Genomic DNA, 23,917 nt, shown 5'->3' with positions numbered 1-23,917 from the left:
TCCAGATAAATCGCGCGGTCGCTAGAACACGCCGTAGAGCCCCGCGAGCAGGCGAACGCTGACGGCGATGTCGACGAGCCCGACGACCCCGTACACCGCCGCGCTGTTTCGATAGCGGGTCGCGGCTGTCGAGAGTGTCCCGACGGCGACGTAGCTGTCCCCCGCGACGGTGAGGCCGTCGCTCGTCTCCCGGGCGGTGCCCGCGACGGCGACGTGGTCGTCGGGCGTGAGCACCGACTCCTCGTACCGACGCTGTCGGTCGCCGTGGGTCCGTTCCACGTCGGGGGCCGGCGAGTCGAACGACGGGGGCTCGTCGGCGTCCAGCGGGACAGCCCGCTCGGCCCACAGGTCGAGCGTCGCGCCGTCGGGGTCGACCCGCACGGGGCCGCTCCCGTCGTCGACGACGAAGACGCCGCCGCCGTCACTCCCGTCGACGGTCGCCCACTGCTCGCGCTGCCCCACGTCGCCGACCCCGTGCGGGTCGAGCACGTCGACGGACCACGACCAGCAGACGGCGTCGCGACCGGTGACCGGGGCCGCCCCGACCTCGCCGCCGGCTATCTCGCCAGTACAGGCCACCGCTCCGGGGGCGACGCTCCCGGTGGGAACGTCGTTGTCGGGGTGGAGGCGTCGCCAGGTTCGCGCGTTCGTCAGGGCGACGTTCAGCCCCAGGAGTCCCAGTACGTAGGGTATCAGCAGTCCGAGCGTCGGGTAGCCGACGGCTTCGACCGCGTCACCGGAGGCGAAGAGATTAACCGGGCCGAGAAAGCCAAAGGCCAGCACCGTTCCCAGCGAGACGACCGTCGCGGCGGTGATACCGCGCTGGGTGACCCCCCGCCGGCGGAGGGACCGACCCGCTGCTGTCTCCAGTTCGTAGTAGACGTAGACGGCCATGAACCCGATCGGAACGAGGCCGAGGGCGAGCAGGAACCAGGTCGGTATCGCGGCCATCGCCCACCGTTCGCGAACCTGAAATAAAAAGGTGGCCGCTACAGCTCCTCGGTGTGGCGCATCTGGACGGCGATGCCCCGCGTCGAGGAGTTCATCTCGGCGCCGTGCATCTCCGCGCGGCCGACGCCGAAGGCGGCGTCGCCCTGCACCACGACCTCGTCGCCGACGCGGATGTCGTCGCTGGCGTCGACGATGCCCGGCGCGAGCACGGAGCCGTGGGGGACGAACGGCTCGATTTCGACGGTCTTGGTCGGCACGCTGCTCTCGGCCCAGCGGCGAGCGCCGGCGATAGTCATCGAGAGGACGCCGTACTGCTGGGCCAGCGCGGCCAGTTGCTCGCCGTCCTCGTCGTCCACCCGGAGCTGTGGGTAGCGACCCTGCGTCCCGATGTCGGGGAACAGCTCGTCGCCCGCGCCCGCGCCGAACTGGTAGTCGGCGACGGCGGCGATAGTGCGGTGTTCGCGGGTGGACTTCTGGTAGGTGTCCCAGCCTTCGAGCGCGGCGGCGAGGTTCCCGAGCGAGTCGGCCGTCGTCGGGTGGTCGGTGACGGTGTACGTAAACTCCCGGCCCAGCGAGTCGGCGACGCGCTCACAGATCTCGCGGTACCCCTCTCCGGGGACGTGGGCGATGATTTCGGGGTAGTCGGCGTCTTCGAGATAGCGCTCCAGCACGCGGGAGACGAACTCGATTTCGGTGGCCGACCACTCCCCCGTCACCACGGAGTCGTAGTGCTGGGCGGGGTAGGTGAGTTCGAGTTCCTGCGGGACGACGCCGATGGGCGAGGTCATCGAGACGATGTGGGCCCGCCACTGGATGGCGTCGTGGTACTGCTTGTGGCTCTGGGAGTCGCTGTACGGTTTCCGGGCCGAGCAGGGGACCAACACGAGCGGCCGGTCGTCGAAGCGGGGGATGTACCGTTCGGTCACCCGCTGGGCGAAGCGCTGAATCTCGACCCGTCGGAGCGCGTCCTCCGTCGTGGCGGCGAGTTCGGCCCGGCGGATGAGCGGGGTGCGCTGCTCGACGTAGCCGTATCGCTGGTCGAGCGTCCGGACGGTCGCGGTGAGCCAGTTGTCCTGTCGGGCCTGCCCCTCGACGTAGTCCCGCAGTCGGCCGTCCCGGACGCGGCGTCGGACCCGGGCGAGTTCGGCCGCGAGCGCGTGGACGTTGTGTTCGACACAGTCGGTCCGGTCGAAGGAGTCGCGGGGCTGCTGGCAGGCCGGGCACGCACAGGGGAGTTCCTCGAGGTCTTCGAGGAAGTAAGCCTCGTCGGTCGTCAGATACCGCCCCTCGGTGCCTCGAATCACCGCTCTGTGCGGGTCGACGAGGTCGACGCCGGCGTACACCAGCGTGGCGACGTTTCTCGGGGTCGCGACGCCGGGCAGATACAGCGCGGTATCGGCGGGAACGGCGTCTTTCACGGTCGTCAGCGCGTCGACGAACACCGACCCGTGACCGGTGTAGCCCGGTCCGCCGGCCAGCACGGACACGTCGGCGGCGTGGTGCCCGGCTGTCTTCGGGGAGACCACAGCGCCACTCGGGAACTCGACGTCGGGGTAGTCGTCGGCGAAGGCCTCGGCCACCTCGTCGGGCGTGCCGGCGGGCAGACCTCGGTGGGGGAGGATGGTCACCGCCGAGTCGTCGCCCTCGGGCGCGTCGGGCTCGGTGGCCCAGCGGCCCCCCGAATCGTCGATGACGGTATGGACCGTCCCGGGCGTGTCGGCGTCCACGTCGTCGACCAGCGCCGGCGTCGGCACGGAGTCGGCGAGGCGAAGCTCGCCGATGCGTGCGGCCCCGTCGCGCTCGTGGACCTCGAAGTAGTCGGTCATGGCCCCACGTCGGCCACGGGCGACCAACTATCTTGCCTTTGGCGGGCCCGGCCGGTCAGCCCCGCCGTTACTCTTCGGGAGTATCCCGTCGCGCCACTCGCTCGGCGTCCCGGCGGTCCATCCGCTCGCGCTGGTCGCGTTCGGCTCGCACGAGCGCGTACAGGAGCAGCGGCGCGCCGAGCGCGACCAGCGAGAGCATAACTAGCCACAGCGCAGTGACCGCCGCCATCAGCCGAGGAAGACGTCGACGATGTCACTGCTCCCGGCGGTCCGGTCTCGGTAGAGCTCCGAGTAGCCACAGGCGACACAGCTCACGACTTTGAAACTGTTCGTCTGGATATCGAACATCTTCGAGAGGCCGCCGCCTGTCGTCGAGATTTCGCCGACGTCCGTCTCGGTGTGTCCGCACTTCGGGCAACCGCGGGAACCGCTGGAATCGGGGACCATGCGTTGTCAGTCCGTTCGCTCACTGTTAAATCTGGCCGTGGCGTGAGAGGGAGTCACAGGCAGCGCCGGCCGGACGGCAGTGACAGCACATCAGGGCGCTTTTCGCGGTCAAACCACGAACGGCAGGTATGGTCGGATCACGAACCCTGACGGCGGTCGTCGGTCTCCTCGTGAGCCTGCTCCTCACGGCCGCGCTGTGGTGGTACTTCGACACGCTGCTGGTCTTCCTGTTCCTGCCTTTCGTCCCCTTCCTCTTTCGCGGCTTGGGCGGCGACGACGGGCCGACCATCGTTCAGGAGTGTCCCCACTGTGGCTTCCAGGCGACCTCCGACGCCTACGACTACTGTCCACGCGACGGGAGTCGGCTGGAATCGACGGACAGGTAGCGACCGCGGGTTCGCGGAGTGTTCGCAGCAGAGAAGGTTTCCGTCGCTCGCCCGTAGTCGGCCCATGGAACTGGTAGTGTTCGGCGGCAACGGCTTCATCGGCCGACGAGTCTGCCGGCGCGCGGTCGAAGCGGGTCACGAGGTCCGGAGCGTCGCCCGCAGCGGGCCGCCAGACCCGGACCAGCGCGGCCCGTGGGCCGACGAGGTCACCTGGCACGCCGCCGACGTGTTCGCCCCACAGGAGTGGCGCCACGTCCTCGGCGGCGCGGACGCGGTCGTCCACAGTATCGGCATCATCGAGGAGGCACCGAAGCAGGGCGTTACCTTCGAGCGGGTCAACGGCGACTCGGCGATCATCACCGCGCTGGAGAGCGAACGCGCCGGCGTCGACCGGTTCGTCTTCGTCTCCTCGGCGACGACCCCGCCGACGGTTCGGGAGGCCTATCTCACCGCCAAGCGGCGGGCCGAGACAGCCATCGGCGACCTCGATATGGCGACCACAGTGTTGCGCCCCGGCGCGGTGTACGGGCCGGACCAGCCCCACTTCCCGTCGGTCCTGAATCGACTGCTGACGGTACTGGGGTCGCTCGAACCGGTCGCCGAGCGCCTGGGCGCGGGCCGGCCCCTCGACGTCGAGACCGTGGGGAGCGCCGTCTACGAGACGGCAGTGAGCGTGGAGGCGGGGGAGCCGCCGCTAGATGCCCAGCGAATCGCGGCGCGGGCCGACTGAGTCGCACTCCCGAGAGACGCCGTCGGCACCTCTCGACGTTCGAGAACGCGGCGCGTTCTCACTCCCGGGCGTGCAGGTCCCGCAGCCGGACTCCCTCGGGCACCCGGGAGAGCGCCGTCCCGGGCCAGTCGTCGTGGACCAGCGTGAACGACGTGTCGGGATGGAGCGCGACCAGTCGAGCGACGCCGTCTGCGGCGGCCTCGCAGGCGGCGCGGTCGGTCCGCGCCGGCACCTCGGCGGTCAGTGGATACGTCTCGGCGAGTTCGCGGGGGTACGGGCCAAACGGCGGGAGGACGCCCCACGTCTCGTCGTAGCGGTCGTTCGAGCCGCCCTCGGTGAGCAGCACTTCGTCGGCGTCGAGGTCGAAGCGGTCCAGTCGCTCCTGGTGGCGCAGCACCTCCGGCCGCCGGGCGCTCTCGGTCGATGTGTAGAAGAAGGCGTCCTTGGAGACCGGGTCCGTGCGTTCCAGCTGTGTGGCGTGGTCCAGCAGCGTGCGGTAGCCGTCCAGCATCGTCGGGTGGCCCCGCGCCCGCGAGTCGACCAGTTCCAGCAGGTTCCCCGAGCGGATGGCCTGGCGGACCGTGCGGATTTCGCCGTACGTGACGTGGAGGTTGTGCCGGGCCAGCAGGTCCTGTCGGCGGTCGTCGTCCAGCTCGCGGAGCGCCTCGGGCGTGTGGTCCGTACAGACGGGGCAGTGACAGGGGAAGTAGTCGAGGTCGTCGAGCAGTTCGGTGCCCCGGACGGTGAGGTAGCGGTCGTCGCGGGCGTACAGGGCGTAGGCCGCCGAGTCGAAGAGGTCACAGCCCAGCGCGGCGGCCATCGCGAACATCATCGGGTGGCCGGCGCCGAACAGGTGGACCGGGCCGACCTCGCCCAGGCCGCGCTTGCAGGCCGCGACGACGTCGGCGAGGTCGGCATAGCGATACTCGTTCATCAGCGGCACGACGGCCCCGAGGGGGAACACGTCCAGCCCCGTCGATTTCGCGTCGCGGGCGGCCCGTTCGCGCAGGTCAGGATAGGTCGACCCCTGCACGGGCGCGGAGACGAGCATCTCGCCGGTGTCGGCGGCCGCGGCCCGCTCCAGCCGGTCCTGCGTGGTTGCGAGTTCGGTCTCGGCCCGCTCGCGCTCTACGTCCGGCGGCGTCGGGATGTCCACCGGCGTCCCGATGTCGCTCCCGATGTCGTACTGGAACTGGAGTATCTCCTCGGTGGTCACGTCGATGTCGCCGTACTCGGCGAGCTGAAACGAGCCCGAGTCGGTCATGATGGCCCCGGAGAAGTCGAGCAGGTCGTGGAGCCCCCGGTCCAGCGCCGGCTCGCGGAGGTCTTCCGAGCCGTGCAGGATGTAGCTGTTCGTGATGAGGATCTCGGCGCCGAACTCGGATTCGAGCGCCGCCGGGTCGACCGTCTGGACGTGGGGGTTCACCACGGGGAGAATCGTCGGCGTCTGGACGGTGACGCCGGCGCGTGGCACTTCCAGCTCGCCAAGGCGGCCCGCGGCGTCGTACTGGCGGACCTCGAAGTTCGTCATGAGCGTCGTGGGCGGGGGCGGCGCCTAAGAGTTGTGTTCCCGCGTGACCTCGGTCGGGTCGGTCCGGTCGACGATACCGTCGAAGTCGTCGTCGAAGCTGAGCACGGTGTCGATGTCGTGGGCTCGGGCGAACGCCACCGTGGTCGCGTCGGTGAAACTCAGCCGCTGGTCGTCGTACTGTTCGAAGAGGTCGACGGATGACTCGAAAACGGGCTCCGAGACGTGACGAAGCCGAACGAGCTCGGGGAACTCCCCTGCGCCACGGAGCCGTCGGCCGACTCGCGCGGCCTCGGCGTGGTCGTCGGTTCGTGTCAGTGTGAGCGTAACCGTCTCGTCGTAGATGTACTCAGTCGTATATGGCTGCCCATAGATGCCGCGGAGCACCGCATCGAGCGCTGCCGTCGCGGTATCGTGGCGGCTGGAGCCCCGGTCGGCTTGGGCGTAGAAGACGCCTGTATCGACGACGACACTCATCCGTACAGGATGTCGTCGATATCGTCCTCGTCCGTGTCAGTTCCGGAGTCAAAGCTCCCTGTCAGGAAGGCAGCGACGTCGTCGTCGGATGCGGGGGCGGTAGTGTCCCTGAACGACTCGACGACGTCCTTCCGCGAGTCGTACGCGTCGTCGATGAGTCGCGAGAGCAGCTCCTGCTGTGTCACCTTCTTGCCGGCGTCCAGCCGTATCTGGGCCTGGAGCTCTTCGAGGCGGGCTTTCGCCTCGTCGTCGACTTTCACGGCGGTCGTCATAGTTACTCAGTAACGTCCTTTACTGGATAAACGTTCGGCCGGTCCGTGTCCAGCGGAGCCCGGGCGGGGAAACCGGGCACAGCCGGCGGTTCACTCGCCGTCGACCGTCGGCCGCCGACTGCGGTCTCCGATAGCCGCTACCGGTGGCATGGAACGCTTGTGTGCGGTCTCCCGGCACATCGAGACGAGCCGCTGGGCGGTCGACGTGCCGACGTCCAGCGCCTCGGCGACGGCCCCGACCGGCTCTCCTCGTTCGACGACCCGGTACAGCAGCGAGTCGATGACGTCGTAGGTCGCCCCGAGGTCGTCGGCGTCGGTCTGGCCCGGGTAACGGCCGGTGGTGGGGACTTTCTCGACGATGGGGTCGGGCAGGCCGAGGTGTTCGGCCAGCGCCCTGACCTCCGTCTTGTAGAGCCCGCCCAGCGGGAACAGGTCGGCGGCGCCGTCGCCGTACTTCGTCACGTAGCCAAGCAGCAGTTCCGAGCGGTTCGCCGTCCCGACGACGAGTCGGTTCCGACGGTTGGCGGCGTAGTACGCACAGCACATCCGGAGCCGGGAGATGGTGTTGTGCTGGGCGCGGTCCGGCGTCGGCGTCGGGCCGCGTGGCTCCTCGCCCGCCAGGTCCGGGGCGAGCTGTTGTTCGAACCCCCGGAGCAGCGGCTGGAGGTGGACCCGCTGGAACTCGATGCCGAGGTGGTCGGCGACGACGCCGGCCTCCATGGTCGCCGAGGCGTCGGTCTTGTGACAGGGGAGCCCCAGGCCGAGGACGCGGTCGGGACCCAGCGCCTGAACGGCGAGCGTCGCCGTCACCGTCGAGTCGAGGCCGCCGCTCATCGCGACGACGACGCCGTCCGAACCGGCCGTCTCGACGCGTTCTCGCAGGAACGCGACGACGGTCGACTCGACCGCCGCGGAACGAACTGGAAGGCTTGCGTGTCGCTGGGATTCGTCGTTCATAGTTGTACGTTCGTTTTGTTACTACGCTTAGGTGAATCGATTGGCCACATATACGACTGGTCCTTAAACACTTGATATTCTCGGGGACACTGCTAGTCCGGTCGGCGCTGATAGGAACCGATTTGGGACAGGCGACAAACTGGAAACACAATGGCTGGGAGCCTGCTGCTGGACGTGGGTATCATCCTCGCTGGCACCGTCGCCATCTGGAAAGGGAGCGACTGGCTGGAGACGGCGAGCGAACGGCTGGCGGCCTACTACGGGCTGCCGGAGGTGGTCCAGGGGGCCATCATCGTCGCCGTCGGCTCCTCCTTCCCGGAGCTTGCGACCGTCGTCGTCGCGGCCGTCGGCGGCTCGATGCCCCTGGGTGTCGGCGCCATCGTCGGTTCGGCTATCTTCAACATCCTCGTGATTCCGGCCGTCGCGGGCATCACGACCGACGAAGATATCGACGCCAACCGCACGCTCGTCTACAAGGAGGCCCAGTTCTACATGCTGGCGGTGTCGGTGTTGCTCATCACGTTCGCGCTGGCGGTCATCTACTACCCCGGGGAGGCCTCGCTGTCGGGCACCGTCACCCGACCGCTCGCGGCGATTCCGCTGGCGCTCTACGGGCTGTACGTCTTCATCCAGTACCAGGACACGGCCGACCACGAGACGGACCCCGACGCGGCCGACGGTGTCGCGGTCCGGCGACAGTGGCTGTTCCTGCTCGCGGGACTCGCCGTCATCCTCGTGGCCGTCGAGCAACTCGTCCACTCGGTCAAGGACATCGGTCTGGCGTTCGGTGTCGACGAGTTCCTGCTCGGTGTGACCATCCTCGCGGCGGCGACGAGCCTCCCCGATACGCTGGTCAGCGTGCGCGCCGCCCGCGACGGCCGCGGGGTCACGTCGCTGGCCAACGTGCTCGGCTCGAACACGTTCGACCTGCTGGTGGCGATTCCGGCCGGCGTCCTCATCGTCGGCGTCTGGACCGTCGACTTCGCCATGGCGGTCCCGATGTTCGGCGTCCTCACCGGCGCGACCGTGATGCTCTTTACCGCGCTCCGGACGGACCTCGCGCTCACGACGCCCGAGTCCTACGCGCTGCTGGGCGCGTATCTGCTCTTCGTCGGCTGGGTCGTCGCCGAGACGGCCCGCGTTATCACCGGGATTCTGCCGGCCTGACCCCGTCGAGACGGTTTTTCCGCGTGGGACGGAGTTCACGTTCGCGTCAATCTGGCCGGCCGCGACTGGGGGCGGACCCACACGTTTTTTGCTGTCCTGTCCCTCCTTCCGGCAATGTCGGACGCGACGCCACCGGCCGGCGGGTTCGAGTTCGCCCAGCGGCCGGTGACCGACCAGTCCTTCGAGAACGCCCTCGCGAAGGCCCGGGCTGGCGAGCGTCTGTCGGTCGCCGACGGCGTCGAACTCATCACTACCGGCACCGACACGGCTGGCATCGACAGCCGCCGCAAGGAACTGGTACTGGAGGCCGCTGACCGTCGCCGTGCCGAGGTGGTCGGCGAGGAGGTCACCTTCGTCGCGAACCTCAACAACAACGTGACGACGGCCTGTAACACGGGCTGTCTGTTCTGTAACTTCAAGGACCGCTCCGAGCAGTTCCGCAGCGACTACCAGGCCGAGCACGGCGGCTTTACCAAGACGCCGAGCGAGTCGCGCGACATCGTCTCGGACGCGCTGGACCGCGGTATCTACGAGGTGTGTTCGGTGTCGGGACTCCACCCCGCACTGGCGCTGGACGAGGAGCATATCGAGATACTCGAAGCCAGCGGGCGGGGCGACCTGAACTACCGGGCGGCCGGCGAGTACGACACCGACCCCGGCACCTACTGCGAGCAGATCCGCGCGATGAACGTCGGCGGCGTCCACGTCCACTCGATGACGCCGGAGGAGGCCTACCACGCCCGGCGGGGCACCGACTGGTCCTACGAGGAGGTGTTCGGGCGGCTCAAAGAAGCCGGGCTCGACAGCGTTCCCGGTACGGCCGCCGAGATCCTCGTCGACGAGGTGCGCGAGGTCATCTGTCCCGGCAAGATAGGGAGCGCCGAGTGGCTCGAAGCGATGGAGGCCGCCGCCGCCGTGGGCCTCGGGACGACGGCGACCATCATGTACGGGCACGTCGAGAACGCGAGACACCGCGTCGAACACCTCCGCAAGGTCCGCGACCTCCAGGACCGCACCGACGCTATCACCGAGTTCGTCCCCCTCTCGTTCGTCCACGAGGAGACGCCGCTGTACGACCGCGGCATGGTCGCGGGCGGCGCAAGCCCCGCGGAGGACGAACTGATGATCGCGGTCTCCCGACTGTTCCTCGACAACGTCGAGCACATCCAGTCCTCGTGGGTGAAATACGGGGATTCGGGCGGACTGAAGATGCTCACCTGCGGGGCCGACGACTTCATGGGGACCATCCTCTCGGAGGAGATAACCAAACGCGCCGGCGGGGGGTACGGCGAGTTCCGGTCGGTGGCGGAGTACGCGGACATGATAACCGCTATCGGCCGGACGCCGGTCGAGCGCTCGACGGACTACGAGCGGCGTCGCGTCGTCGACCCGGACGCCGACGTTCTCGGGCCGACGCTCGGGCCGCGGGCCGACGGAACGCCGCTGCTCTGAGGCGACTGTTACACGGCACAAAATCGCCCGGGAGGGCTGTCAGAGGCACGCCCGGGCACGTCGATTGATACGGAGTGAGACGTATTATAGATATCACCTAGATACCTAGGCACCCCTTGGTCGCCGTCCCGTTCTCGCTCCGACAGTGGGCAAGCGCCCGACATATCTAGGCCGACGGTGGCCGACCCATCGTCGCTCTCTCGCGTCATCGACGCCGCACAGACAGTCCGTCACGAGGGCTCTACCGACCGCGAGCTGTACCGAGAGAGAGGTCGGCGCGCCCAGTCGCTCTGTGCCGGCCGCGACCGCGGGACTCCGGCTGGACTCAGCCGCGCCGTCGGACCGTCATCTCCACGTCCGTCTTCGGTTTCAGCGTCACTGCCGCCGCCAGTTCCAGTTCGTCGTACTCCCGCTCGAAGCGCCACTGGTCCAGCAGCGTCGCAAGCACCAGCTGTGCCTCGGTCATCGCGAACTGCCGGCCGATACAGCGCCGCGGGCCGCCGCCGAACGGGAAGTACGCGAACTCCGGCCGGTCCGATTCGCCGTCGAGCCACCGCGACGGTCGGAACTGTTCGGGAGCGTCCCAGAACCGGTCGTCGCGGTGGAGCACCCAGACCGGGAGGAGCAGTAACGACCCCTCGGGGACGCTGAAATCGCCGAACACGACGGGCTCGCTGGGCTCGCGACGGATCTCGTACGCGGGCGGATACAGCCGCATCGCCTCCTTCACGACGGCCTCAGTGTACTCGAAGGCGAACACGTCCTCGATAGTCGGCCGGCCGTCCACCACAGTCCGCAGCTCCTCGTGGAGGCGTCGCTCCGCCTCGGGGGTACGGGAGAGCAGGTCGAGCGTGTAGGTCAGTGTCAGCGCCGTCGTCTCGTGGCCGGCGATAAGGAAGGTCAGCATCTCGTCGCGGACCTGCTCGTCGGCCATCGCGGTGTCGCTGTCGAGGAGCATCGAGAGCAGGTCGGTGCGGTCCTCGTCGGTCCGTCGACGGTCTTCGAGGATGGCAGTAACGGTCTCGCGCAGCTCGCCCCGGGCCCGCTCGGCGCGGCGCAACATCGGCACCGGGAGCCAGTCGGGGGCAAACAGCGTAACGGGCTGGTTGTTCGGTTGCAGCGGCGTCTGAATCGCGTCGACGGTGTCGTACAGCCCCCGTTCCTCGAAGTCGATGTCCGCACCGAACATGCAGTCGAGCAGGATTTCGAGCGTGGTCCGGGTCAGCTCGGCGTGGACGTCGACGGTCTCCCCGGCGTCCAGCCTGTCGGCGGTCGCCGCGGTCCGTTCGACCATCACGTCGGCGTACCGCTTGATGTGGTCCATGTAGAAGGCCGGCTGGATGGCCGCGCGTTGTCGGTCCCACAGCGCGCCGTCGCTGGTGAGCAGCCCGGAGCCGACGATCTCGCTGAGCTGCTCCGTGCTCGCCTCGTGTTTCGGGAAGGTGTCGGTGTCCGTGAGCACGCGCTCGATGTCCGCCGGCTCCGTGAGCAGGTACCGCTCCTGGCCGAGCGCCTCGTAGCTGGCGACCCGGCCGTAGTCGGCGAGCCGTTCGTGAAAGCCCAGCGGGTCACGGGCCCACTGGAGCGTGTTACCGAGGAGGGGCACGCCCGTCGGCCCCGGGACGGCGTCTGTCGTTTCTGGCATCGTGTGGGAGCGTTGGGGGCACGGAGGAGTGGCGTTGCTGCCTCGTATTCGCGGGGTATTGAAGTGGGGGTCGGGAGCGCCCCGCCGACGGGCGCCGGGTGGGGGCCGACGCCGGAATCGAGCGGGGCTGACAGACATCCGAGGCCGCGGTCGGCGGTGTCGTGTGGATGGGGGCCGTCCGACACCCGACGCGCCCACTCGTACCGTGGCTCCGCTTTCTCGATACCTTACTGCCGTGTGTACGCGGTACTTTTATCCCCTACGGGGGTTTGCTGGCGGGTATGCGGTACGTGACCGTCCGAATCTCTCCGCCCGCCGACTCGTCTCTCCACCCGCTCATGGCGGAGCTCGCGGCGGCCCCGGACATCACGCGCGAGGCCATCCACCGCGTCGATTTGCTCGCCGACGGGACCATCGTGATGGTCGGGGAGTCGCGGGGGAACCAGCGGCGCTTCGAGCGGATTATGGCCGACAGCGAGTACGTCTACGAGTACACCACCACGGGCGCCGACGGGCAGTGGTACTCCTACTCCAACCTCGAACCGACCGAGCCGAGCGAGCGGATGCTCGCCGCCCAGCAGCAGTCGACGGGGGTCGTCGAGATGCCCATCGTCCCCAACGCCGACGGGTCGATCGAGTACACGCTCGTCGGCGACGAGGCGAGCCTCGCCGAGTCGATGCCGCCGGAGGCGGACGGCTACACGGTCGAACTGCTGGAGACCGGGGACCGGGAGCCGCGGGCCGAGGACCTCTTTGCCCCGCTCACCGCACGCCAACAGACCGTCCTGGAGACCGCTATCGAACACGGCTACTACGCGAACCCGCGCGAGGCGACCCACGAGGACATCGCCGCCGCGCTCGGCTGTTCGCCCAGTACGGTCGGTGAACACCTCCGAAAAATCGAGGCCCGCGTCTTCTCCCAGTTCACTCGGTGACGGGGTCGACCGCCGGCGTTTAGTGACTGCCAGTTGAACTGTCCGGCGATGTCGGACACCGCCCTCCCCGACTGGTGCTGCCACTGGTCGCTCGTGGCGCTGGTCCCGCTCCTGCTGGCGCCGCCGGTGGTTCGCTTCCTCGGTTTCGCAGCCGCCGACATCGCCGTTCTCGTCGTGCTGTTCGAGGCGATACTCGCCCTCTCCGTCGTCGTCGAGGACGAACGCACCGTGCGTACCGGTATCGGCGTGCTCGCCCTCTTCGCCGCGGGTGCACTCAGCGTGACGCCCGGCGACGAGTTCCTGCTGACGGTCCTCTCGCTGGGGGTGTTCTCGCTCTGTCGCGTCGCCGCGTCGGGCCAGTCTTGGCTGGACTCCGGCGTCGGGAACCACGGCTTCCGCGCACACCCAGAGACAGACACCTCGTCGACCCCGGCCGCCGAGGCCGTCCGGACGGCGCTCGCTGAACGCCCGCGGACGCGCCGCGAACTGTGGGACGCGGTCGACGTGGACGCCGACGCCGTCGACGAGGCGCTGGAAACGCTACAGGACGGCGGAATCGTCACCAAGGCCGGAAGCGAGTACCGGCTAGTCGAGTCGGTGTGACAGGAGTCGTCAGTCCGCGGCCAGCACCGTGCGGAACCGCTCCCCTGCGGCGTCGCCGGCCTCGATGGCTGCCGCGATGCGGTGCGAGAGCCACCCGTCCGACGCCGGTGGCGGCGCCGGGTCGACGCCGGCCGCCCGCAGCCCGTCCGGGAGATACCGCTCGTAGACGGGCAGGCGCTCGCTGAGGGGGACGCCGGCGGCGTCGGCGACGGCCTCCAGTTCTCTGAGCGCCGGCCAGGCGTAGTCGGGGTTGATGTGGTCGTCGGTCACCGGCGACACACCGCCGAGGTCGTCGATGCCGCAGTCGACCAGCTCCCGCGCCGGCGCGAGGTTGGGCGGCACCTGCACCGACACGTCTTCGGGGAGGCCGGCCCGCGCCATCGCTGTCGCCCGCCGCATCGTCGCCAGGTCCGGCGAGCCGCCCCGCCAGCGCTCGTTCTCGACGACCGGCTGGACGATGACCTCCTGAACGTGTCCGTACCGTTCGTGCATCGCGGCGATAGCCCGGATGCTCTCGGCCCGGTCGCGCCAGCCCTCGCCGATTCCCACGAGGATACCCGTCGTGAACGGCACGCCGAGTTCGCCGGCCGTGCGGATGGTCGCGAGGCGCTGGCCGGGGTTCTTCGCCCGCGGGCCACCGTGGGCCCGTACCTCGGCTGTCGTCTCGAGCATCACGCCCATCGAGGCGTTCAGGTCCGCGACGGTCGCCATCTGCTCGCGGGTCTGGTCGCCCGGGTTGGCGTGAGGGAGCAGCCCCTCCGAGAGCGCGATGTCACAGGCCTCGCGGAGGTACTCGTGGATGCTCTCGTGGCCCAGTTGCGCCAGCTGGTCGTACAGCTCGGTGTAGCGGTCGTCGGGGTCGTCGCCGAAGGTAAAGAGCGCCTCCGTACAGCCCGCCGCGGCGCCCTCGCGACAGGTCTCGCGGATCTCGTCGGGCGACAGCAGCGTCGCCTCGCCCGGCGGGTCGTAGTACGTACAGTAGGTACAGGTGTAGCGGCAGGCGGTGGTGAGGGGGACGAAGACGTTCCGGCAGTAGCTCAGTTCCGGCGCCGCCTCGACGTCTTCGGGCATCACGGACAGCAGACGCTCGACCTCGCCGTCGTCTATCGCGATGTCGATACCGTACTCCTCGGCGCCGGGAATCACGTCACAGGGTCGGTGCCGGACGGACAAAAGCGTCTAGCAATAGGTGTCGGTGAGACAGTCGCTATCGAGGTCAGCAGAGCCAGAAAGCGCCGCTTTCAGTCTACCCGTATCCGGTCGGTCAGCCGGCACGGGCGGGGCTGTCTGGCCGTCGCCAATCGCGATTGCCGCGCCGACTCCCACTGCTGTTACCAGCCCCGAAGCGTTCAAACGTCCGAGTACGATACACGCTAGCATGAGCGTCTCAGGTCTGTGTGAAATCTGCCAGCGGCCCGACGTCGAACACGGCTGTGACCGCTGCGGGCAGCTCGTCTGTGACCGCCACTGGGACCGCCAGCTGGGCGTCTGCATCGAGTGCAGCGGGCAGGTCGGCGGCCGCGGGGGACAGGATTCGACCGAGAATCTCCCGGACGGCGTCGACACCTACCGGTACTGATTGAGCTGCGCTTTCAGCTGTTTCGCCGACCGGCCGGCGGCCTCGAAGAACTTCTCGGGCGCGCCGCGGTCCGCCGCTTCTTCGCCCGCGAAGATGATTCCCCGCGAGGAGTTGACGAGCCCGACGCCGTCCGCGAGGCCGTGTTCGACCGCGGCCTCGGCGTCACCGCCCTGTGCGCCGACACCGGGGACGAGGAAGGGGATGTCGGGGACGAGTTCGCGGATGGCTTCGAGTTCGTCGGGGTTCGTCGCGCCGACCACGAGGCCGACGTTGCCGTCGTCGTTCCAGAGGTCCGCGAGGTGGACGACACGCTCGTACAGTTTCTCGCCGGAGGCCAGTTCGAGGTCCTGCAGGTCCGCGCCGCCGGGGTTCGAGGTGCGCCCGAGGACGAACACGCCCTTCTCCGTCCGCTGGAGAAACGGTTCGAGCGAGTCCCGTCCCAGGAAGGGGTTGACGGTGATGGCGTCGGCGGCGGGCCCGTGGTCGTCGTCGAGAACAGTCGCGTACTGTCGGGCGGTGTTGCCGATGTCGCCCCGCTTTGCGTCCAGCAGGACGGGGACGTCTTTCCCGTGTGCGTACGCGATGGTCTCGCGCAGCGCTCGCCAGCCGTCGGCGTCCTCGTAGAACGCGGCGTTTGGCTTGTAGCAGGCGGCGTGTTCGTGGGTCGCGTCTATAATCCGGCGGTTGAACTGCCAGCGAGGCAGGTCCGCATCGGCCACGGCGTCGGGAAGCCGCGCGGGGTCCGGGTCGAGTCCTACCGAGACGACGCTGTCGGCGGCCGCGATGCGGTCCGCCAGCCGGTCGAAAAAGTGCATAGGTACCGCCCCGGTGGGGACGGATACAAGCGTTTCCCTCTCATCCGGCCCAGTAGAATATCAGCGCTGATAATTCGGGCCATCAGTATTTTATACTGGCTGGTGAACCCCTCGACATGGATCGTTCCCTCGACGTTGCAAACGTCGCGGAGACACTCCCCGGTCTGAGCGACGCGCTCGAAGACGAGCGTCTCAGACCCGTCGGAGTCGTCGTCGGTTTCGCAATCCTCACTGTCGGTGCACTGCTGTCTATCGCGCCGACGACCGGTCAGCTGGCGTTCTGGTCCAACGCGGTCGCCGCTACGCTGGTGTTCGTGAGCGTCCCGCTGTTCTGTATCGGCCTCGCGGCCCCGGACCCGCCCGAAGGCTCCCGATTCCACTTCGGCGTGAACCTGACGCGAAAGCAGCGCCAGGCGGTCGCCGCCGGCTCGCTCTGTATCACGCTCTCGCCGGTCGTCATGGTGGTCGGCTCGCCGCTCGGTGTCTCGGTCGTGGTGCTCGCGACGGCCGCGACGCTCGCCTTCGTCGGCGCGTCGCTGGTGCTGACCGGCTTCGTCGCGTGGACGAGCGACGCCCTCGCCGGACCGAACTCGACGTGAGCTAGGTCAGTTTCTCCGCGACGACGTCGACGAGTGTCTTCACGGCGGCCCCGCTGTGAGCGACAGCGACGGTGCCGTCGTTCTCGACGGTCACGTCGTCCCGCTGTGGGTCGAGCGCCGTCTGTCCGTCCAGCTCCAGACGTGCCGTCGTCACCGTTACGAAGACGGTGCCGACGGGCTCGCCCTCGGCTTCGATTCGGTAGGCGAACGCGCCGTCGTCCGTCGGTTCGACGTCGGGGTCGGCGTCGACCACCGATACGGCGCCGAGCGGGCCCCGCTCCAGCCCCGTCAGTTCGGAGGCCAGCAACTGTCCGATGCGCTTGCCGTCGGTGATGCGGTCTTCGACCATCAGAGTTCCTCCCGTACCTCGGCGGCGATACTCCCGACCGCGACTCCTTCGCTGCGGGCGTAGACCACGGCCGCCGCGTCGAGGGTCAGGCCGAGTTCGGACTGCAGGGCGTTGATGCCCGCGACCGCGGTCTGTTTCTCGACGCCCGCCTCGATGACCGTGTCCAGGACCTGCTCGAACGTCGAGCGCGACTGGAGTATCTCCTCGCCCGGCTGGAACCCGTCGGGAATCTCGGTCGTCGCCGCGTCGAACCCCACGACCAGCGCCTCCTCGTCCCGGTCGAGCAGCCCCTCGCTGGTGGCCACGTCGACGAGCGTCTTGGCCTGGTCCGGCGAGAACCAGTTGCGGTCGAGCGACAGCGCCACGACGAACTCGCTCTCGGCCATCCGGTCGGTCCCCCGCTGGCGAAACGGCGCGGCCACGGCCGTCTTCAGACTCATCTAGTGAATGGGCCGGTCGGTTCGGGTGTAACGGTTGCGATTGCTGGCAGCGACTGGGTGTGCCGGTCGGTCGAACAGCGCTGTGGGGCTTTCCGGCTGTCAGCGCCGGTCTCCGTGTCGATTGTTACTGCGTCGCAAGCGGACGTCTCGGGCCGGACGGTTCCCACAACTAGCATCGAACGCTTCAAGTAGCCGCTCGGCCACGTACCCGATATGAAAGACCAGGGACGCTCCCCACGCAAGCGGACAGGCGGTCGACGACGCCCGAACCACAAGAAGAAGAAACACGAGCTGGGTCGCCAGCCGACCGAGACCCAGGTCGGCGACCAGAAGCTGAAGGTCGTCACCTCCCGTGGCAACACCAGCAAGGTCCGTGCGGTCACCACGGACGTCGCGAGCGTCGCCGACGGCGCCGAGACCGTCGAGGCGACCATCGAGCAGGTCGCAGAGAACCCCTCGAACCCGAACTACGCCCGCCGAAACATCATCACGAAGGGCGCCATCGTCGAGACGAGCGAGGGCCAGGCCCGCGTCACCTCCCGCCCCGGGCAGGACGGGCAGGTCAACGCCGTCCTCGTCGAGTAATCCCGCAGTCTTCTCTCGCGGTTCTCACACGCCGTAGCGACGGCTCCGGGGCCAGTCTGCGCTGCGATGCCTGAGAGACGGGACGGGCGAGGAGACTACGGACGCGGTGCGGCCTTCTGCAGGGCGCTCTCGGCGATGTTGCCGCCGTAGTCGGCGGTCCGGGAGAGCGAGTCGACCACGCGGCCGAGAATCTGGGCGCTCTCGGGGTCGGCCTTGCGGACCTTGCTGTCGATGTCGCGGGCGGTCTCGTCGACGGACGGAATCAGGCTCTGGGCGTCGTTGGCCTGTTCGACGGCGTCGTCCGAGTCCTCTGTCAGCAGCGCGTCCATGGCCATCTCCGGGACGGTCATGGCCTCGGATTCGAGCTCCCGGAGCAGCTCCGCCGTGTCGCCGCTTATCTCCCCGATCTCCAGCGAGAGGCTCGCTATCTTCGTCGCGTGGTCGCCGATGCGTTCGAGCTGGCGGGCGCTCGACTGGTAGTCGAACACTGTCTCGCGCGGGAACCCGATCTCGTTCGCGGCCGTGGGGTTGCGAAGCACGGTCCGGAACACCCGCGAGACCATGTACCAGAGCCGGTCCACGTCGTCGTCTCGCTGCATGACGTTCGCCGCGAGGTCGTCGTCGTCCTCGATGAGCGCCTCGACGGCGTCCGAGAGCATGGTCAGGGAGACCAGTCGCATGCGCGTGATGGCGTTGTGGATGGACAGCTCAGAGGAGTCGAGCAGGTCCTGGAGAACGATGCGGTCGGAGGTTTCCTCGATGACTTCGAGCCCGACGAGCCCCTGGGTGGCGTCCCGGATGATGCGGCGCTGTTCGGCCGTGATGCGGGTGGCTTCCAGCTGGATGACGTCGAAGCCGCTGACGTACATCGTCATCACCGCCCGCGTGAGCTCGTGTGGGTTCTCCAGCCCGTCGATGTCGAGGGTCCCCTCCACGCGGTCCTCGTCGTGCTTTGGCGCGAGCAACAACAGGTCCTCCTCGGCGTGGAACTCGACGACGCTCCCCGCGCTCACGTCGTTGGATGTCGCCCAGTCTTTCGGGAGTGAAACGGTGTACGTCGAACCACCCGTCACCTGCACCTTGCGAGTCTCCATGTACGTCCGTATAACTCCCTCTCCGTATAAATCCACCTCTATCTATATATTTGCGATGTATCGCGTTAGGTTCGCCTTAGGAGGATTCTAACGCCCGTAAACGGCACCTAAACGGCTTGCTACTCGCTCGGGATGGATGTCGGACGTGCCGATTCGGAAGGGTGCCGAATAGCGGCTTTAGGTGGTCTAATTCTGCGTTTCGCACAACATACATGATTCATAGTGATGTCTATGTGGGCGGTTGTCAGGGAAAGTCTATATAGACAATGTAGGTGTATGTATTCGTCATAGTAGAGTATTTATTCAGTTCTCGTCTCCCTCCCCATGATGTCAGACTCACCGAACCGCTCCGTTTCTCGCCGTAGCTTCCTGACAAGCGCCGGTGCCGCCGGCGCGCTCGCGCTCGCTGGCTGTACCGAGGGCCCCGGCGACGAATCCACGGGGTCGCAGCTTTCCGGGACGGTGACGATCACCGGGAGCAGCACGGTCTATCCTGTCGTCGAGGCTGTCGCCGCGGAGTTTCGTAAACAGCACTCGGAGGTCCAGACCCCGTTGAGCCGGACCGGGACCGGTGGCGGGTTCAGCGGCCAGTTCTGTCCGGGCAACTCCGATTTCAACAACGCTTCGCGGCCGATTGCCTCGGAAGAGGAAGCGCTCTGTGCCGACAACGGCGTCGAATACCACCAGATGCGTATCGCGACGGACGCCCTGACGGTCATCGTCAACACCGACAACGACTGGGTCGACTGTATGACCCCCGAGCAACTGCAACAGATCTGGCGCGCCGACGGCGCGACCACCTGGGCCGACGTCGACTCCAGCTGGCCCGACGAGCCCATCAACCGCTTTGGCGCCGCCGACACGTCCGGGACCTTCGACTACTTCACCGAGGCCATCATCGGCGAGGACGCCAACCACACCAGCAACTACGAGGCGACCGAACGGGACAACACCATCCTTCAGGGGGTCCAGAGCGACCAGTACGGGATCGGTTACTTCGGCTTCTCGTACTACCAGAGCAACCGTGACAGCGTGAAGGCGCTGGGTATCGACAACGGCGACGGCTGTGTCAAACCCTCGCTCGAAACCGCGAAAAGCGGCGCCTACCAGCCGCTCTCGCGCCCGCTGTTTACCTACGTCAACACCGACCGACTGAGCGAGGAGCACATCGCCGAGTTCGCCCGGTTCTACGTCGAACAGAGCGCCAACGACTCACTCATCGCCGACCAGATCGGCTACGTGCCCCAGACCGATTCGGCCATGCAGAGCGAGCTCGACGAGCTCAACAACGTCATCTCGAACGCCTAACATCATAGCCGAATAGTGAGACTCAATAGCGCTACAGAGAGAATCCGGGTACTTTTTGCCGAGATACAGCAAATGGACTCACAACCACGATGAGCAACGAGGGACAGACGCCCGACCTCTCCGGAGACAGGGGGTTCAGGACGGTGCGAGAGTCGACGTACAAATACGCCCTCGCGGGCTGTGCCGCGCTGTCCGTCCTGACGACCGTGGGTATCATCGGCGTTCTCGTGATAGACGCCGCGGAGTTTTTCGCCGTCGTTCCGATAACCGATTTCCTGACCGGCACTCGGTACAGTCCGAAACTCGAACCCGTCGCCTTCGGCGTTCTCCCGCTTATTCTGGGGACGCTTCTCATCACTATCGGGGCCGCTCTCATCGCCCTGCCGGTCGGTCTGTTGACCGCGATCTACCTGAGCGAGTACGCGAGCCAGCGCACCCGGTCGGTGCTGAAACCGATGCTCGAAGTCCTCGCCGGCGTGCCGACCGTCGTCTACGGCTACTTCGCGCTCGTCTACATCACGCCCGCCCTGAACGTCGCTATCGACTGGTTCAACGGAACGGTCGGGACGCAGTTCCCGAACCTAGGGCTGTTCAACGGACTGTCCGCGTCTATCGTCGTCGGCATCATGATCATCCCGATGGTCTCCTCGATCAGCGAAGACGCGATGAGTTCGGTGCCGGACTCGCTCCGGCAGGCCGGGTACGGGCTCGGCGCCACGAAGTTCAACGTCTCGACGCGCGTCGTCGTCCCGGCGGCCATCTCGGGCATCGCGTCCTCGTTCATCCTGGCTATCTCCCGTGCTATCGGTGAGACGATGGCCGTGGTGCTCGCGGCCGGGTCCCAGCCGCCGGACCTCCCGGAAGTCCAGTCCGCCTTCGGCGTCGTTCCGTACGTCTCGCCGGGCGGGCTGTTGTCCCTGTACAGCGAGAGTTCCGCGACGATGACGGTCGCGATGATAAATCTCGCTCAGGGCGAGATATCGGGCGGGTCGACCGCCTACCAGGCGTTGTTCGCTATCGGGCTCACGCTGTTCGTGATGACCCTGGCGATGAACGTCGTGAGCGACGTGGTGGCGAGCCGCTACCGGGAGGAGTACGAATAATGGCAACACAGACAGAGACGGAGTTCGGCGAGGTCAGCCGGATCAAAGGCATCGCGTTCAAATATCTATCCTTCGGGGCGTCCATCGTCGGCATCCTCGCACTGGGCGTGTTGCTGGCGTACGTGTTCTGGGACGCCTTCGGGCTCGATGCGGCCGGCCCGCTGTGGTATCTCACGTACGCCGTGACGCTGCTGGCCCCGCTCGTCGCCTTCGTCGCGTACGCCAGAACCCGGCCCGAGGTGGCGTCGGGCGCGCTCGAACTGTTCGCCTTCACCGTCGGTGGCGGGATGCTCGCATTCGCCGCCATCATCATCCTCTTGGTCATCGCCGGCCCGCAGGTGTGGTTCACCTACTCGTTCGTCCTGGCGCTGCTCGCCGCCCTGTTCGTCTACGGCCAGTACAACCGGGAAGCGACGTGGGTCGGACTGGCGATGCTCGGTGTCCTCGTCGTCGGACCGGTGGCCGGGACGCTGGCTCTCGGCGTCGTCGGCTCCGCCGCGGCCCTGCTCGGCGCGCCCGGCGTCTACTTCCTCTCTATCGTGGTGCCCGGCGCGGTCGTGGGGGCGTATCTGGCCGCGGCCCGCTTCGACCAGCCCCGACGGCGGGCAATCGGCGTGGGCGTCGCCATCCCCGTGTTGGCTATCGCCGGCGTCCCGGTCGTCGATACCGTCCCGGCGGTCGACCGCTCCGTCTGGTTCACCGCGCTGGTGATATTCGGGCTGCCGGTCGGCTACGCCGTCGCAGCCACCGCGCGCCGGCGCGAGCGCTGGGCGGCGTTCGCGCTCCCGGCCATCGTCATCGGCGGCTTCCTGCTCGGCGAGTTCGTGGTCGGCGCCGTCGGTGCTTCCCGGCCGGCGCCGTGGCTCGACTGGCAGTTCCTGACGACGCCGCCGTCCTCGCTAGCCGAGAGCGCGGGGCTGTATCCGGCGATTATCGGCTCCGTCTTCCTCATCGTCCTCGTCAGCATCTTCACGTTCGTCTTCGGCGTCGGCACGGCGCTGTACCTCGAGGAGTACGCCCCCGCCAGCGGTCCGCTGGGGACGCTCACCAGACTCGTCAACGTCAACATCTCGAACCTGGCGGGCGTCCCGTCGGTCGTCTACGGTCTCCTCGGACTGGGTATCTTCGTCAACATCAACGCCGAACTGGGGCCGATTACGTACGGCGGTATCGGCGCCGGAGTGGTGCTGACGGCAGCGCTAACGCTGTCACTGCTCATCCTCCCCATCGTCGTGATTTCGGCCCAGGAGGCGATTCGCTCGGTGCCGGACTCGCTCCGGCAGGCGTCCTACGGCATGGGCGCGACCCGGTGGCAGACGGTTCGGAACGTCGTCATCCCCCGGTCGCTGCCGGGCATCCTGACGGGGACGATTCTAGCGCTTGGCCGAGCCATCGGCGAGACGGCACCGCTCATCATGATCGGCGCGGCGACGGGGCTGTTCTCGCCGCCGTCCGGTCTGTTCAGCCCGGCGGCCGCGATGCCGCTCCAGATTTTCGCCTGGTCGTCCCGACCGGGTGAAGCGTTCCAGTACGGTGTGCTGGCCGCCGGCGTCGTCACGCTGCTCATCGTCCTGCTGTCGATGAACAGCGTCGCGATTCTCGTCCGGAACAAATACCAGCAGGAGGCTTACTAATGACAACAGAGAACACGGCGACAGAGACGCAGGCCGACGAGGAACAGACGGAGTCACTGCTCACCACCGACCCCGGAAAGGGCGGGCTCGACCAGAACGAGGACCGCGGGGCGGTCACGGCGGCCGACACTATCATCGACTCCCGCGAGCTCGACGTCTTCTACGGCGAGACGCAGGCGCTCCAGAACATCGACCTCGCGATTCCCGAAAACCAGGTCACCGCGATGATCGGCCCGTCGGGCTGTGGCAAGTCCACGTTCCTGCGGTGTATCAACCGCATGAACGACCTCATCGACATCTGTCGCGTCGAGGGGGAACTCTCCTTCAACGGCAAGAACGTCTACGACGCGGACGTCGACCCGGTCGCGCTGCGGCGCCGTATCGGGATGGTGTTCCAGCATCCGAACCCGTTCCCCAAGAGCATCTACGACAACGTCGCCTACGGGCTGCGCACCCAGGACAAGACCGAGAACATGGACGAGGTCATCGAGGAGTCCCTGAAGAAGGCCGCGCTCTGGGACGAGGTCAAGGACCGCCTCGACGAGTCGGCGCTGGACCTCTCGGGCGGCCAGCAACAGCGGCTCTGTATCGCGCGGGCCATCGCCGTCGACCCGGAAGTCGTCCTGATGGACGAGCCCGCCTCGGCGCTCGACCCCATCGCCACCTCCCAGATCGAGGACCTCATCGAGGAACTCGCCGAGGAGTACACGGTCGTCATCGTCACCCACAACATGCAACAGGCCGCCCGAATCTCCGATAAGACCGCCGTCTTCCTGACTGGCGGGGAGCTGGTGGAGTTCGACGACACCGACAAAATCTTCGAGAACCCCGCGAGCCAGCGCGTCGAGGACTACATCACCGGGAAGTTCGGGTAAGGCCGGAGCGTCGGTGCCGCCGGCCGCTGGAGCGGGCCACTGTTGGGTGTCTCTCTCGTCGGTTCGCCGACCGATTTTTCTCGTTGTCACTGAGTGGCCGCTCCCGACAGACGGCCAAACGTGCCGGTGTCCGCCTCAGAAAGTATCGCGTGAGCCGGGG

At 67.5% G+C, this 23,917-nt stretch carries 27 protein-coding genes; 13 read left to right on the top strand and 14 right to left on the bottom strand.

Annotation, left to right across the window (positions count from 1 at the left end):
* Nucleotides 1-21 precede the first annotated feature (21 nt).
* From NDI56_RS08515 to NDI56_RS08500, 4 genes are all read right to left on the bottom strand, one after another.
* Nucleotides 22-951, bottom strand: a complete 930-nt coding sequence (locus NDI56_RS08515; protein ID WP_310919036.1) for a GIDE domain-containing protein — start codon at nt 949-951, stop codon at nt 22-24.
* A 38-nt stretch (nt 952-989) separates the two neighbouring features.
* Nucleotides 990-2,777: an archaeosine synthase subunit alpha gene (gene arcS / locus NDI56_RS08510; RefSeq protein ID WP_310919035.1), complete on the bottom strand. Its 1,788-nt coding sequence runs from the start codon at nt 2,775-2,777 to the stop codon at nt 990-992.
* A 67-nt stretch (nt 2,778-2,844) separates the two neighbouring features.
* Nucleotides 2,845-3,006 (bottom strand): DUF8143 family protein, encoded by a 162-nt coding sequence (locus tag NDI56_RS08505; protein ID WP_310919034.1) that lies wholly within the window; start codon nt 3,004-3,006, stop codon nt 2,845-2,847.
* Entirely contained in the window at nt 3,006-3,224 is a 219-nt protein-coding gene (locus tag NDI56_RS08500; protein WP_310919033.1) for a zinc ribbon domain-containing protein, read from the bottom strand. Before NDI56_RS08500 ends, NDI56_RS08505 begins: the two co-directional genes overlap by 1 nt.
* 128 nt (nt 3,225-3,352) lie before the next feature.
* On the opposite strand from NDI56_RS08500, the gene NDI56_RS08495 reads away from it, so the two are divergent.
* Nucleotides 3,353-3,610 (top strand): hypothetical protein, encoded by a 258-nt coding sequence (locus NDI56_RS08495; RefSeq protein WP_310919032.1) that lies wholly within the window; start codon nt 3,353-3,355, stop codon nt 3,608-3,610.
* Between the two features lie 64 nt (nt 3,611-3,674).
* A complete protein-coding gene (locus NDI56_RS08490) occupies nt 3,675-4,340 on the top strand; it encodes an NAD-dependent epimerase/dehydratase family protein (RefSeq protein WP_310919031.1) in 666 nt (221 codons plus the stop codon).
* Nucleotides 4,341-4,398: 58 nt separating this feature from the next.
* On the opposite strand, the gene tgtA is transcribed toward NDI56_RS08490, so the two are convergent.
* The 4 genes from tgtA to NDI56_RS08470 form a co-directional block, all read right to left on the bottom strand.
* Complete coding sequence (gene tgtA / locus NDI56_RS08485) at nt 4,399-5,871, bottom strand: tRNA guanosine(15) transglycosylase TgtA (RefSeq protein ID WP_310919030.1); 1,473 nt, start codon at nt 5,869-5,871, stop codon at nt 4,399-4,401.
* Between the two features lie 24 nt (nt 5,872-5,895).
* Entirely contained in the window at nt 5,896-6,345 is a 450-nt protein-coding gene (locus NDI56_RS08480; protein ID WP_310919029.1) for a type II toxin-antitoxin system VapC family toxin, read from the bottom strand.
* Nucleotides 6,342-6,617 carry a hypothetical protein gene (locus NDI56_RS08475; protein WP_310919028.1) on the bottom strand — a complete coding sequence of 92 codons (276 nt, stop codon included), beginning with the start codon at nt 6,615-6,617 and terminating at the stop codon, nt 6,342-6,344. The genes NDI56_RS08480 and NDI56_RS08475 overlap by 4 nt, the downstream gene beginning before the upstream one ends.
* 90 nt (nt 6,618-6,707) lie before the next feature.
* A complete protein-coding gene (locus tag NDI56_RS08470) occupies nt 6,708-7,574 on the bottom strand; it encodes an NAD+ synthase (RefSeq protein WP_310919027.1) in 867 nt (288 codons plus the stop codon).
* Between the two features lie 150 nt (nt 7,575-7,724).
* On the opposite strand from NDI56_RS08470, the gene NDI56_RS08465 reads away from it, so the two are divergent.
* Nucleotides 7,725-8,741, top strand: a complete 1,017-nt coding sequence (locus tag NDI56_RS08465; protein ID WP_310919026.1) for a sodium:calcium antiporter — start codon at nt 7,725-7,727, stop codon at nt 8,739-8,741.
* 114 nt (nt 8,742-8,855) lie between these two features.
* A complete protein-coding gene (cofH, locus tag NDI56_RS08460) occupies nt 8,856-10,193 on the top strand; it encodes a 7,8-didemethyl-8-hydroxy-5-deazariboflavin synthase subunit CofH (RefSeq protein ID WP_310919024.1) in 1,338 nt (445 codons plus the stop codon).
* 325 nt (nt 10,194-10,518) lie between these two features.
* On the opposite strand, the gene NDI56_RS08455 is transcribed toward cofH, so the two are convergent.
* Nucleotides 10,519-11,838: a cytochrome P450 gene (locus tag NDI56_RS08455; RefSeq protein WP_310919023.1), complete on the bottom strand. Its 1,320-nt coding sequence runs from the start codon at nt 11,836-11,838 to the stop codon at nt 10,519-10,521.
* A 281-nt stretch (nt 11,839-12,119) separates the two neighbouring features.
* Here NDI56_RS08455 and NDI56_RS08450 point away from each other — a divergent pair, with 281 nt between their 5' ends.
* Together NDI56_RS08450 and NDI56_RS08445 are read left to right on the top strand one after the other, a co-directional pair.
* A complete protein-coding gene (locus NDI56_RS08450) occupies nt 12,120-12,773 on the top strand; it encodes a helix-turn-helix domain-containing protein (protein ID WP_310919022.1) in 654 nt (217 codons plus the stop codon).
* Nucleotides 12,774-12,821: 48 nt separating this feature from the next.
* Nucleotides 12,822-13,376 carry a hypothetical protein gene (locus NDI56_RS08445; protein ID WP_310919021.1) on the top strand — a complete coding sequence of 185 codons (555 nt, stop codon included), beginning with the start codon at nt 12,822-12,824 and terminating at the stop codon, nt 13,374-13,376.
* A 9-nt stretch (nt 13,377-13,385) separates the two neighbouring features.
* On the opposite strand, the gene cofG is transcribed toward NDI56_RS08445, so the two are convergent.
* Nucleotides 13,386-14,522, bottom strand: coding sequence for a 7,8-didemethyl-8-hydroxy-5-deazariboflavin synthase subunit CofG (gene cofG / locus NDI56_RS08440; protein WP_310919020.1), 1,137 nt, complete (start codon nt 14,520-14,522; stop codon nt 13,386-13,388).
* 232 nt (nt 14,523-14,754) lie between these two features.
* On the opposite strand from cofG, the gene NDI56_RS08435 reads away from it, so the two are divergent.
* On the top strand, nt 14,755-14,955 hold the full coding sequence (locus NDI56_RS08435) for a hypothetical protein (RefSeq protein WP_310919019.1): 201 nt from the start codon (nt 14,755-14,757) through the stop codon (nt 14,953-14,955).
* Here NDI56_RS08435 and pyrF read toward each other — a convergent pair.
* The gene (gene pyrF, locus NDI56_RS08430) at nt 14,943-15,770 is read right to left on the bottom strand and encodes an orotidine-5'-phosphate decarboxylase (RefSeq protein ID WP_310919018.1); all 828 of its coding nucleotides are present in this window, start codon (nt 15,768-15,770) and stop codon (nt 14,943-14,945) included. The two genes, NDI56_RS08435 and pyrF, sit on opposite strands and share 13 nt — an antisense overlap.
* A gap of 116 nt (nt 15,771-15,886) precedes the next feature.
* On the opposite strand from pyrF, the gene NDI56_RS08425 reads away from it, so the two are divergent.
* On the top strand, nt 15,887-16,369 hold the full coding sequence (locus NDI56_RS08425; protein ID WP_310919017.1) for a hypothetical protein: 483 nt from the start codon (nt 15,887-15,889) through the stop codon (nt 16,367-16,369).
* Between the two features lies 1 nt (nt 16,370).
* Here the strand turns inward: NDI56_RS08425 and NDI56_RS08420 are convergent, their stop codons facing one another.
* Together NDI56_RS08420 and NDI56_RS08415 are read right to left on the bottom strand one after the other, a co-directional pair.
* Nucleotides 16,371-16,718, bottom strand: coding sequence for a DUF7993 family protein (locus NDI56_RS08420; protein WP_310919016.1), 348 nt, complete (start codon nt 16,716-16,718; stop codon nt 16,371-16,373).
* Nucleotides 16,718-17,158 (bottom strand): DUF2240 family protein, encoded by a 441-nt coding sequence (locus NDI56_RS08415; protein ID WP_310919015.1) that lies wholly within the window; start codon nt 17,156-17,158, stop codon nt 16,718-16,720. Before NDI56_RS08415 ends, NDI56_RS08420 begins: the two co-directional genes overlap by 1 nt.
* A gap of 213 nt (nt 17,159-17,371) precedes the next feature.
* On the opposite strand from NDI56_RS08415, the gene NDI56_RS08410 reads away from it, so the two are divergent.
* The gene (locus NDI56_RS08410) at nt 17,372-17,743 is read left to right on the top strand and encodes a 30S ribosomal protein S8e (protein WP_310919014.1); all 372 of its coding nucleotides are present in this window, start codon (nt 17,372-17,374) and stop codon (nt 17,741-17,743) included.
* Between the two features lie 95 nt (nt 17,744-17,838).
* On the opposite strand, the gene NDI56_RS08405 is transcribed toward NDI56_RS08410, so the two are convergent.
* Nucleotides 17,839-18,837, bottom strand: a complete 999-nt coding sequence (locus NDI56_RS08405) for a PhoU domain-containing protein (RefSeq protein WP_310919013.1) — start codon at nt 18,835-18,837, stop codon at nt 17,839-17,841.
* Nucleotides 18,838-19,161: 324 nt separating this feature from the next.
* Here NDI56_RS08405 and NDI56_RS08400 point away from each other — a divergent pair, with 324 nt between their 5' ends.
* The 4 genes from NDI56_RS08400 (at nt 19,162) to pstB (ending at nt 23,757) form a co-directional block, all read left to right on the top strand.
* Nucleotides 19,162-20,145 (top strand): PstS family phosphate ABC transporter substrate-binding protein, encoded by a 984-nt coding sequence (locus tag NDI56_RS08400; RefSeq protein ID WP_417935956.1) that lies wholly within the window; start codon nt 19,162-19,164, stop codon nt 20,143-20,145.
* Between the two features lie 89 nt (nt 20,146-20,234).
* On the top strand, nt 20,235-21,248 hold the full coding sequence (gene pstC, locus NDI56_RS08395) for a phosphate ABC transporter permease subunit PstC (RefSeq protein ID WP_310919011.1): 1,014 nt from the start codon (nt 20,235-20,237) through the stop codon (nt 21,246-21,248).
* The gene (pstA, locus tag NDI56_RS08390; protein ID WP_310919010.1) at nt 21,248-22,882 is read left to right on the top strand and encodes a phosphate ABC transporter permease PstA; all 1,635 of its coding nucleotides are present in this window, start codon (nt 21,248-21,250) and stop codon (nt 22,880-22,882) included. The genes pstC and pstA overlap by 1 nt, the downstream gene beginning before the upstream one ends.
* Nucleotides 22,882-23,757, top strand: coding sequence for a phosphate ABC transporter ATP-binding protein PstB (gene pstB / locus NDI56_RS08385; RefSeq protein WP_417935955.1), 876 nt, complete (start codon nt 22,882-22,884; stop codon nt 23,755-23,757). Before pstA ends, pstB begins: the two co-directional genes overlap by 1 nt.
* Nucleotides 23,758-23,917: the final 160 nt, after the last annotated feature.

The sequence above is a fragment of the Halomicroarcula saliterrae genome (assembly GCF_031624395.1).
Lineage (GTDB): Archaea > Halobacteriota > Halobacteria > Halobacteriales > Haloarculaceae > Haloarcula > Haloarcula saliterrae.
The sequence above is the reverse complement of the archived record's forward strand: the minus strand, read 5'-3'. Positions and strand labels throughout refer to the sequence as shown.

What these genes read in the sequence shown, in the direction of transcription:
- NDI56_RS08480 (WP_310919029.1), bottom strand. Translation starts at nt 6,345, where the DNA reads ATGAGTGTCGTCGTCGATACAGGCGTCTTCTACGCCCAAGCCGACCGG.
- NDI56_RS08420 (WP_310919016.1), bottom strand. Translation starts at nt 16,718, where the DNA reads ATGGTCGAAGACCGCATCACCGACGGCAAGCGCATCGGACAGTTGCTG.
- NDI56_RS08515 (WP_310919036.1), bottom strand. Translation starts at nt 951, where the DNA reads ATGGCCGCGATACCGACCTGGTTCCTGCTCGCCCTCGGCCTCGTTCCG.
- NDI56_RS08435 (WP_310919019.1), top strand. Translation starts at nt 14,755, where the DNA reads ATGAGCGTCTCAGGTCTGTGTGAAATCTGCCAGCGGCCCGACGTCGAA.
- cofH (WP_310919024.1), top strand. Translation starts at nt 8,856, where the DNA reads ATGTCGGACGCGACGCCACCGGCCGGCGGGTTCGAGTTCGCCCAGCGG.
- NDI56_RS08455 (WP_310919023.1), bottom strand. Translation starts at nt 11,838, where the DNA reads ATGCCAGAAACGACAGACGCCGTCCCGGGGCCGACGGGCGTGCCCCTC.
- pstC (WP_310919011.1), top strand. Translation starts at nt 20,235, where the DNA reads ATGAGCAACGAGGGACAGACGCCCGACCTCTCCGGAGACAGGGGGTTC.
- NDI56_RS08475 (WP_310919028.1), bottom strand. Translation starts at nt 6,617, where the DNA reads ATGACGACCGCCGTGAAAGTCGACGACGAGGCGAAAGCCCGCCTCGAA.
- NDI56_RS08415 (WP_310919015.1), bottom strand. Translation starts at nt 17,158, where the DNA reads ATGAGTCTGAAGACGGCCGTGGCCGCGCCGTTTCGCCAGCGGGGGACC.
- NDI56_RS08400 (WP_417935956.1), top strand. Translation starts at nt 19,162, where the DNA reads ATGATGTCAGACTCACCGAACCGCTCCGTTTCTCGCCGTAGCTTCCTG.
- NDI56_RS08500 (WP_310919033.1), bottom strand. Translation starts at nt 3,224, where the DNA reads ATGGTCCCCGATTCCAGCGGTTCCCGCGGTTGCCCGAAGTGCGGACAC.
- arcS (WP_310919035.1), bottom strand. Translation starts at nt 2,777, where the DNA reads ATGACCGACTACTTCGAGGTCCACGAGCGCGACGGGGCCGCACGCATC.
- NDI56_RS08490 (WP_310919031.1), top strand. Translation starts at nt 3,675, where the DNA reads ATGGAACTGGTAGTGTTCGGCGGCAACGGCTTCATCGGCCGACGAGTC.
- NDI56_RS08465 (WP_310919026.1), top strand. Translation starts at nt 7,725, where the DNA reads ATGGCTGGGAGCCTGCTGCTGGACGTGGGTATCATCCTCGCTGGCACC.
- NDI56_RS08450 (WP_310919022.1), top strand. Translation starts at nt 12,120, where the DNA reads ATGCGGTACGTGACCGTCCGAATCTCTCCGCCCGCCGACTCGTCTCTC.
- NDI56_RS08410 (WP_310919014.1), top strand. Translation starts at nt 17,372, where the DNA reads ATGAAAGACCAGGGACGCTCCCCACGCAAGCGGACAGGCGGTCGACGA.
- NDI56_RS08405 (WP_310919013.1), bottom strand. Translation starts at nt 18,837, where the DNA reads ATGGAGACTCGCAAGGTGCAGGTGACGGGTGGTTCGACGTACACCGTT.
- pstA (WP_310919010.1), top strand. Translation starts at nt 21,248, where the DNA reads ATGGCAACACAGACAGAGACGGAGTTCGGCGAGGTCAGCCGGATCAAA.
- NDI56_RS08445 (WP_310919021.1), top strand. Translation starts at nt 12,822, where the DNA reads ATGTCGGACACCGCCCTCCCCGACTGGTGCTGCCACTGGTCGCTCGTG.
- pstB (WP_417935955.1), top strand. Translation starts at nt 22,882, where the DNA reads ATGACAACAGAGAACACGGCGACAGAGACGCAGGCCGACGAGGAACAG.
- tgtA (WP_310919030.1), bottom strand. Translation starts at nt 5,871, where the DNA reads ATGACGAACTTCGAGGTCCGCCAGTACGACGCCGCGGGCCGCCTTGGC.
- NDI56_RS08495 (WP_310919032.1), top strand. Translation starts at nt 3,353, where the DNA reads ATGGTCGGATCACGAACCCTGACGGCGGTCGTCGGTCTCCTCGTGAGC.
- NDI56_RS08425 (WP_310919017.1), top strand. Translation starts at nt 15,887, where the DNA reads ATGGATCGTTCCCTCGACGTTGCAAACGTCGCGGAGACACTCCCCGGT.
- pyrF (WP_310919018.1), bottom strand. Translation starts at nt 15,770, where the DNA reads ATGCACTTTTTCGACCGGCTGGCGGACCGCATCGCGGCCGCCGACAGC.
- NDI56_RS08470 (WP_310919027.1), bottom strand. Translation starts at nt 7,574, where the DNA reads ATGAACGACGAATCCCAGCGACACGCAAGCCTTCCAGTTCGTTCCGCG.
- NDI56_RS08505 (WP_310919034.1), bottom strand. Translation starts at nt 3,006, where the DNA reads ATGGCGGCGGTCACTGCGCTGTGGCTAGTTATGCTCTCGCTGGTCGCG.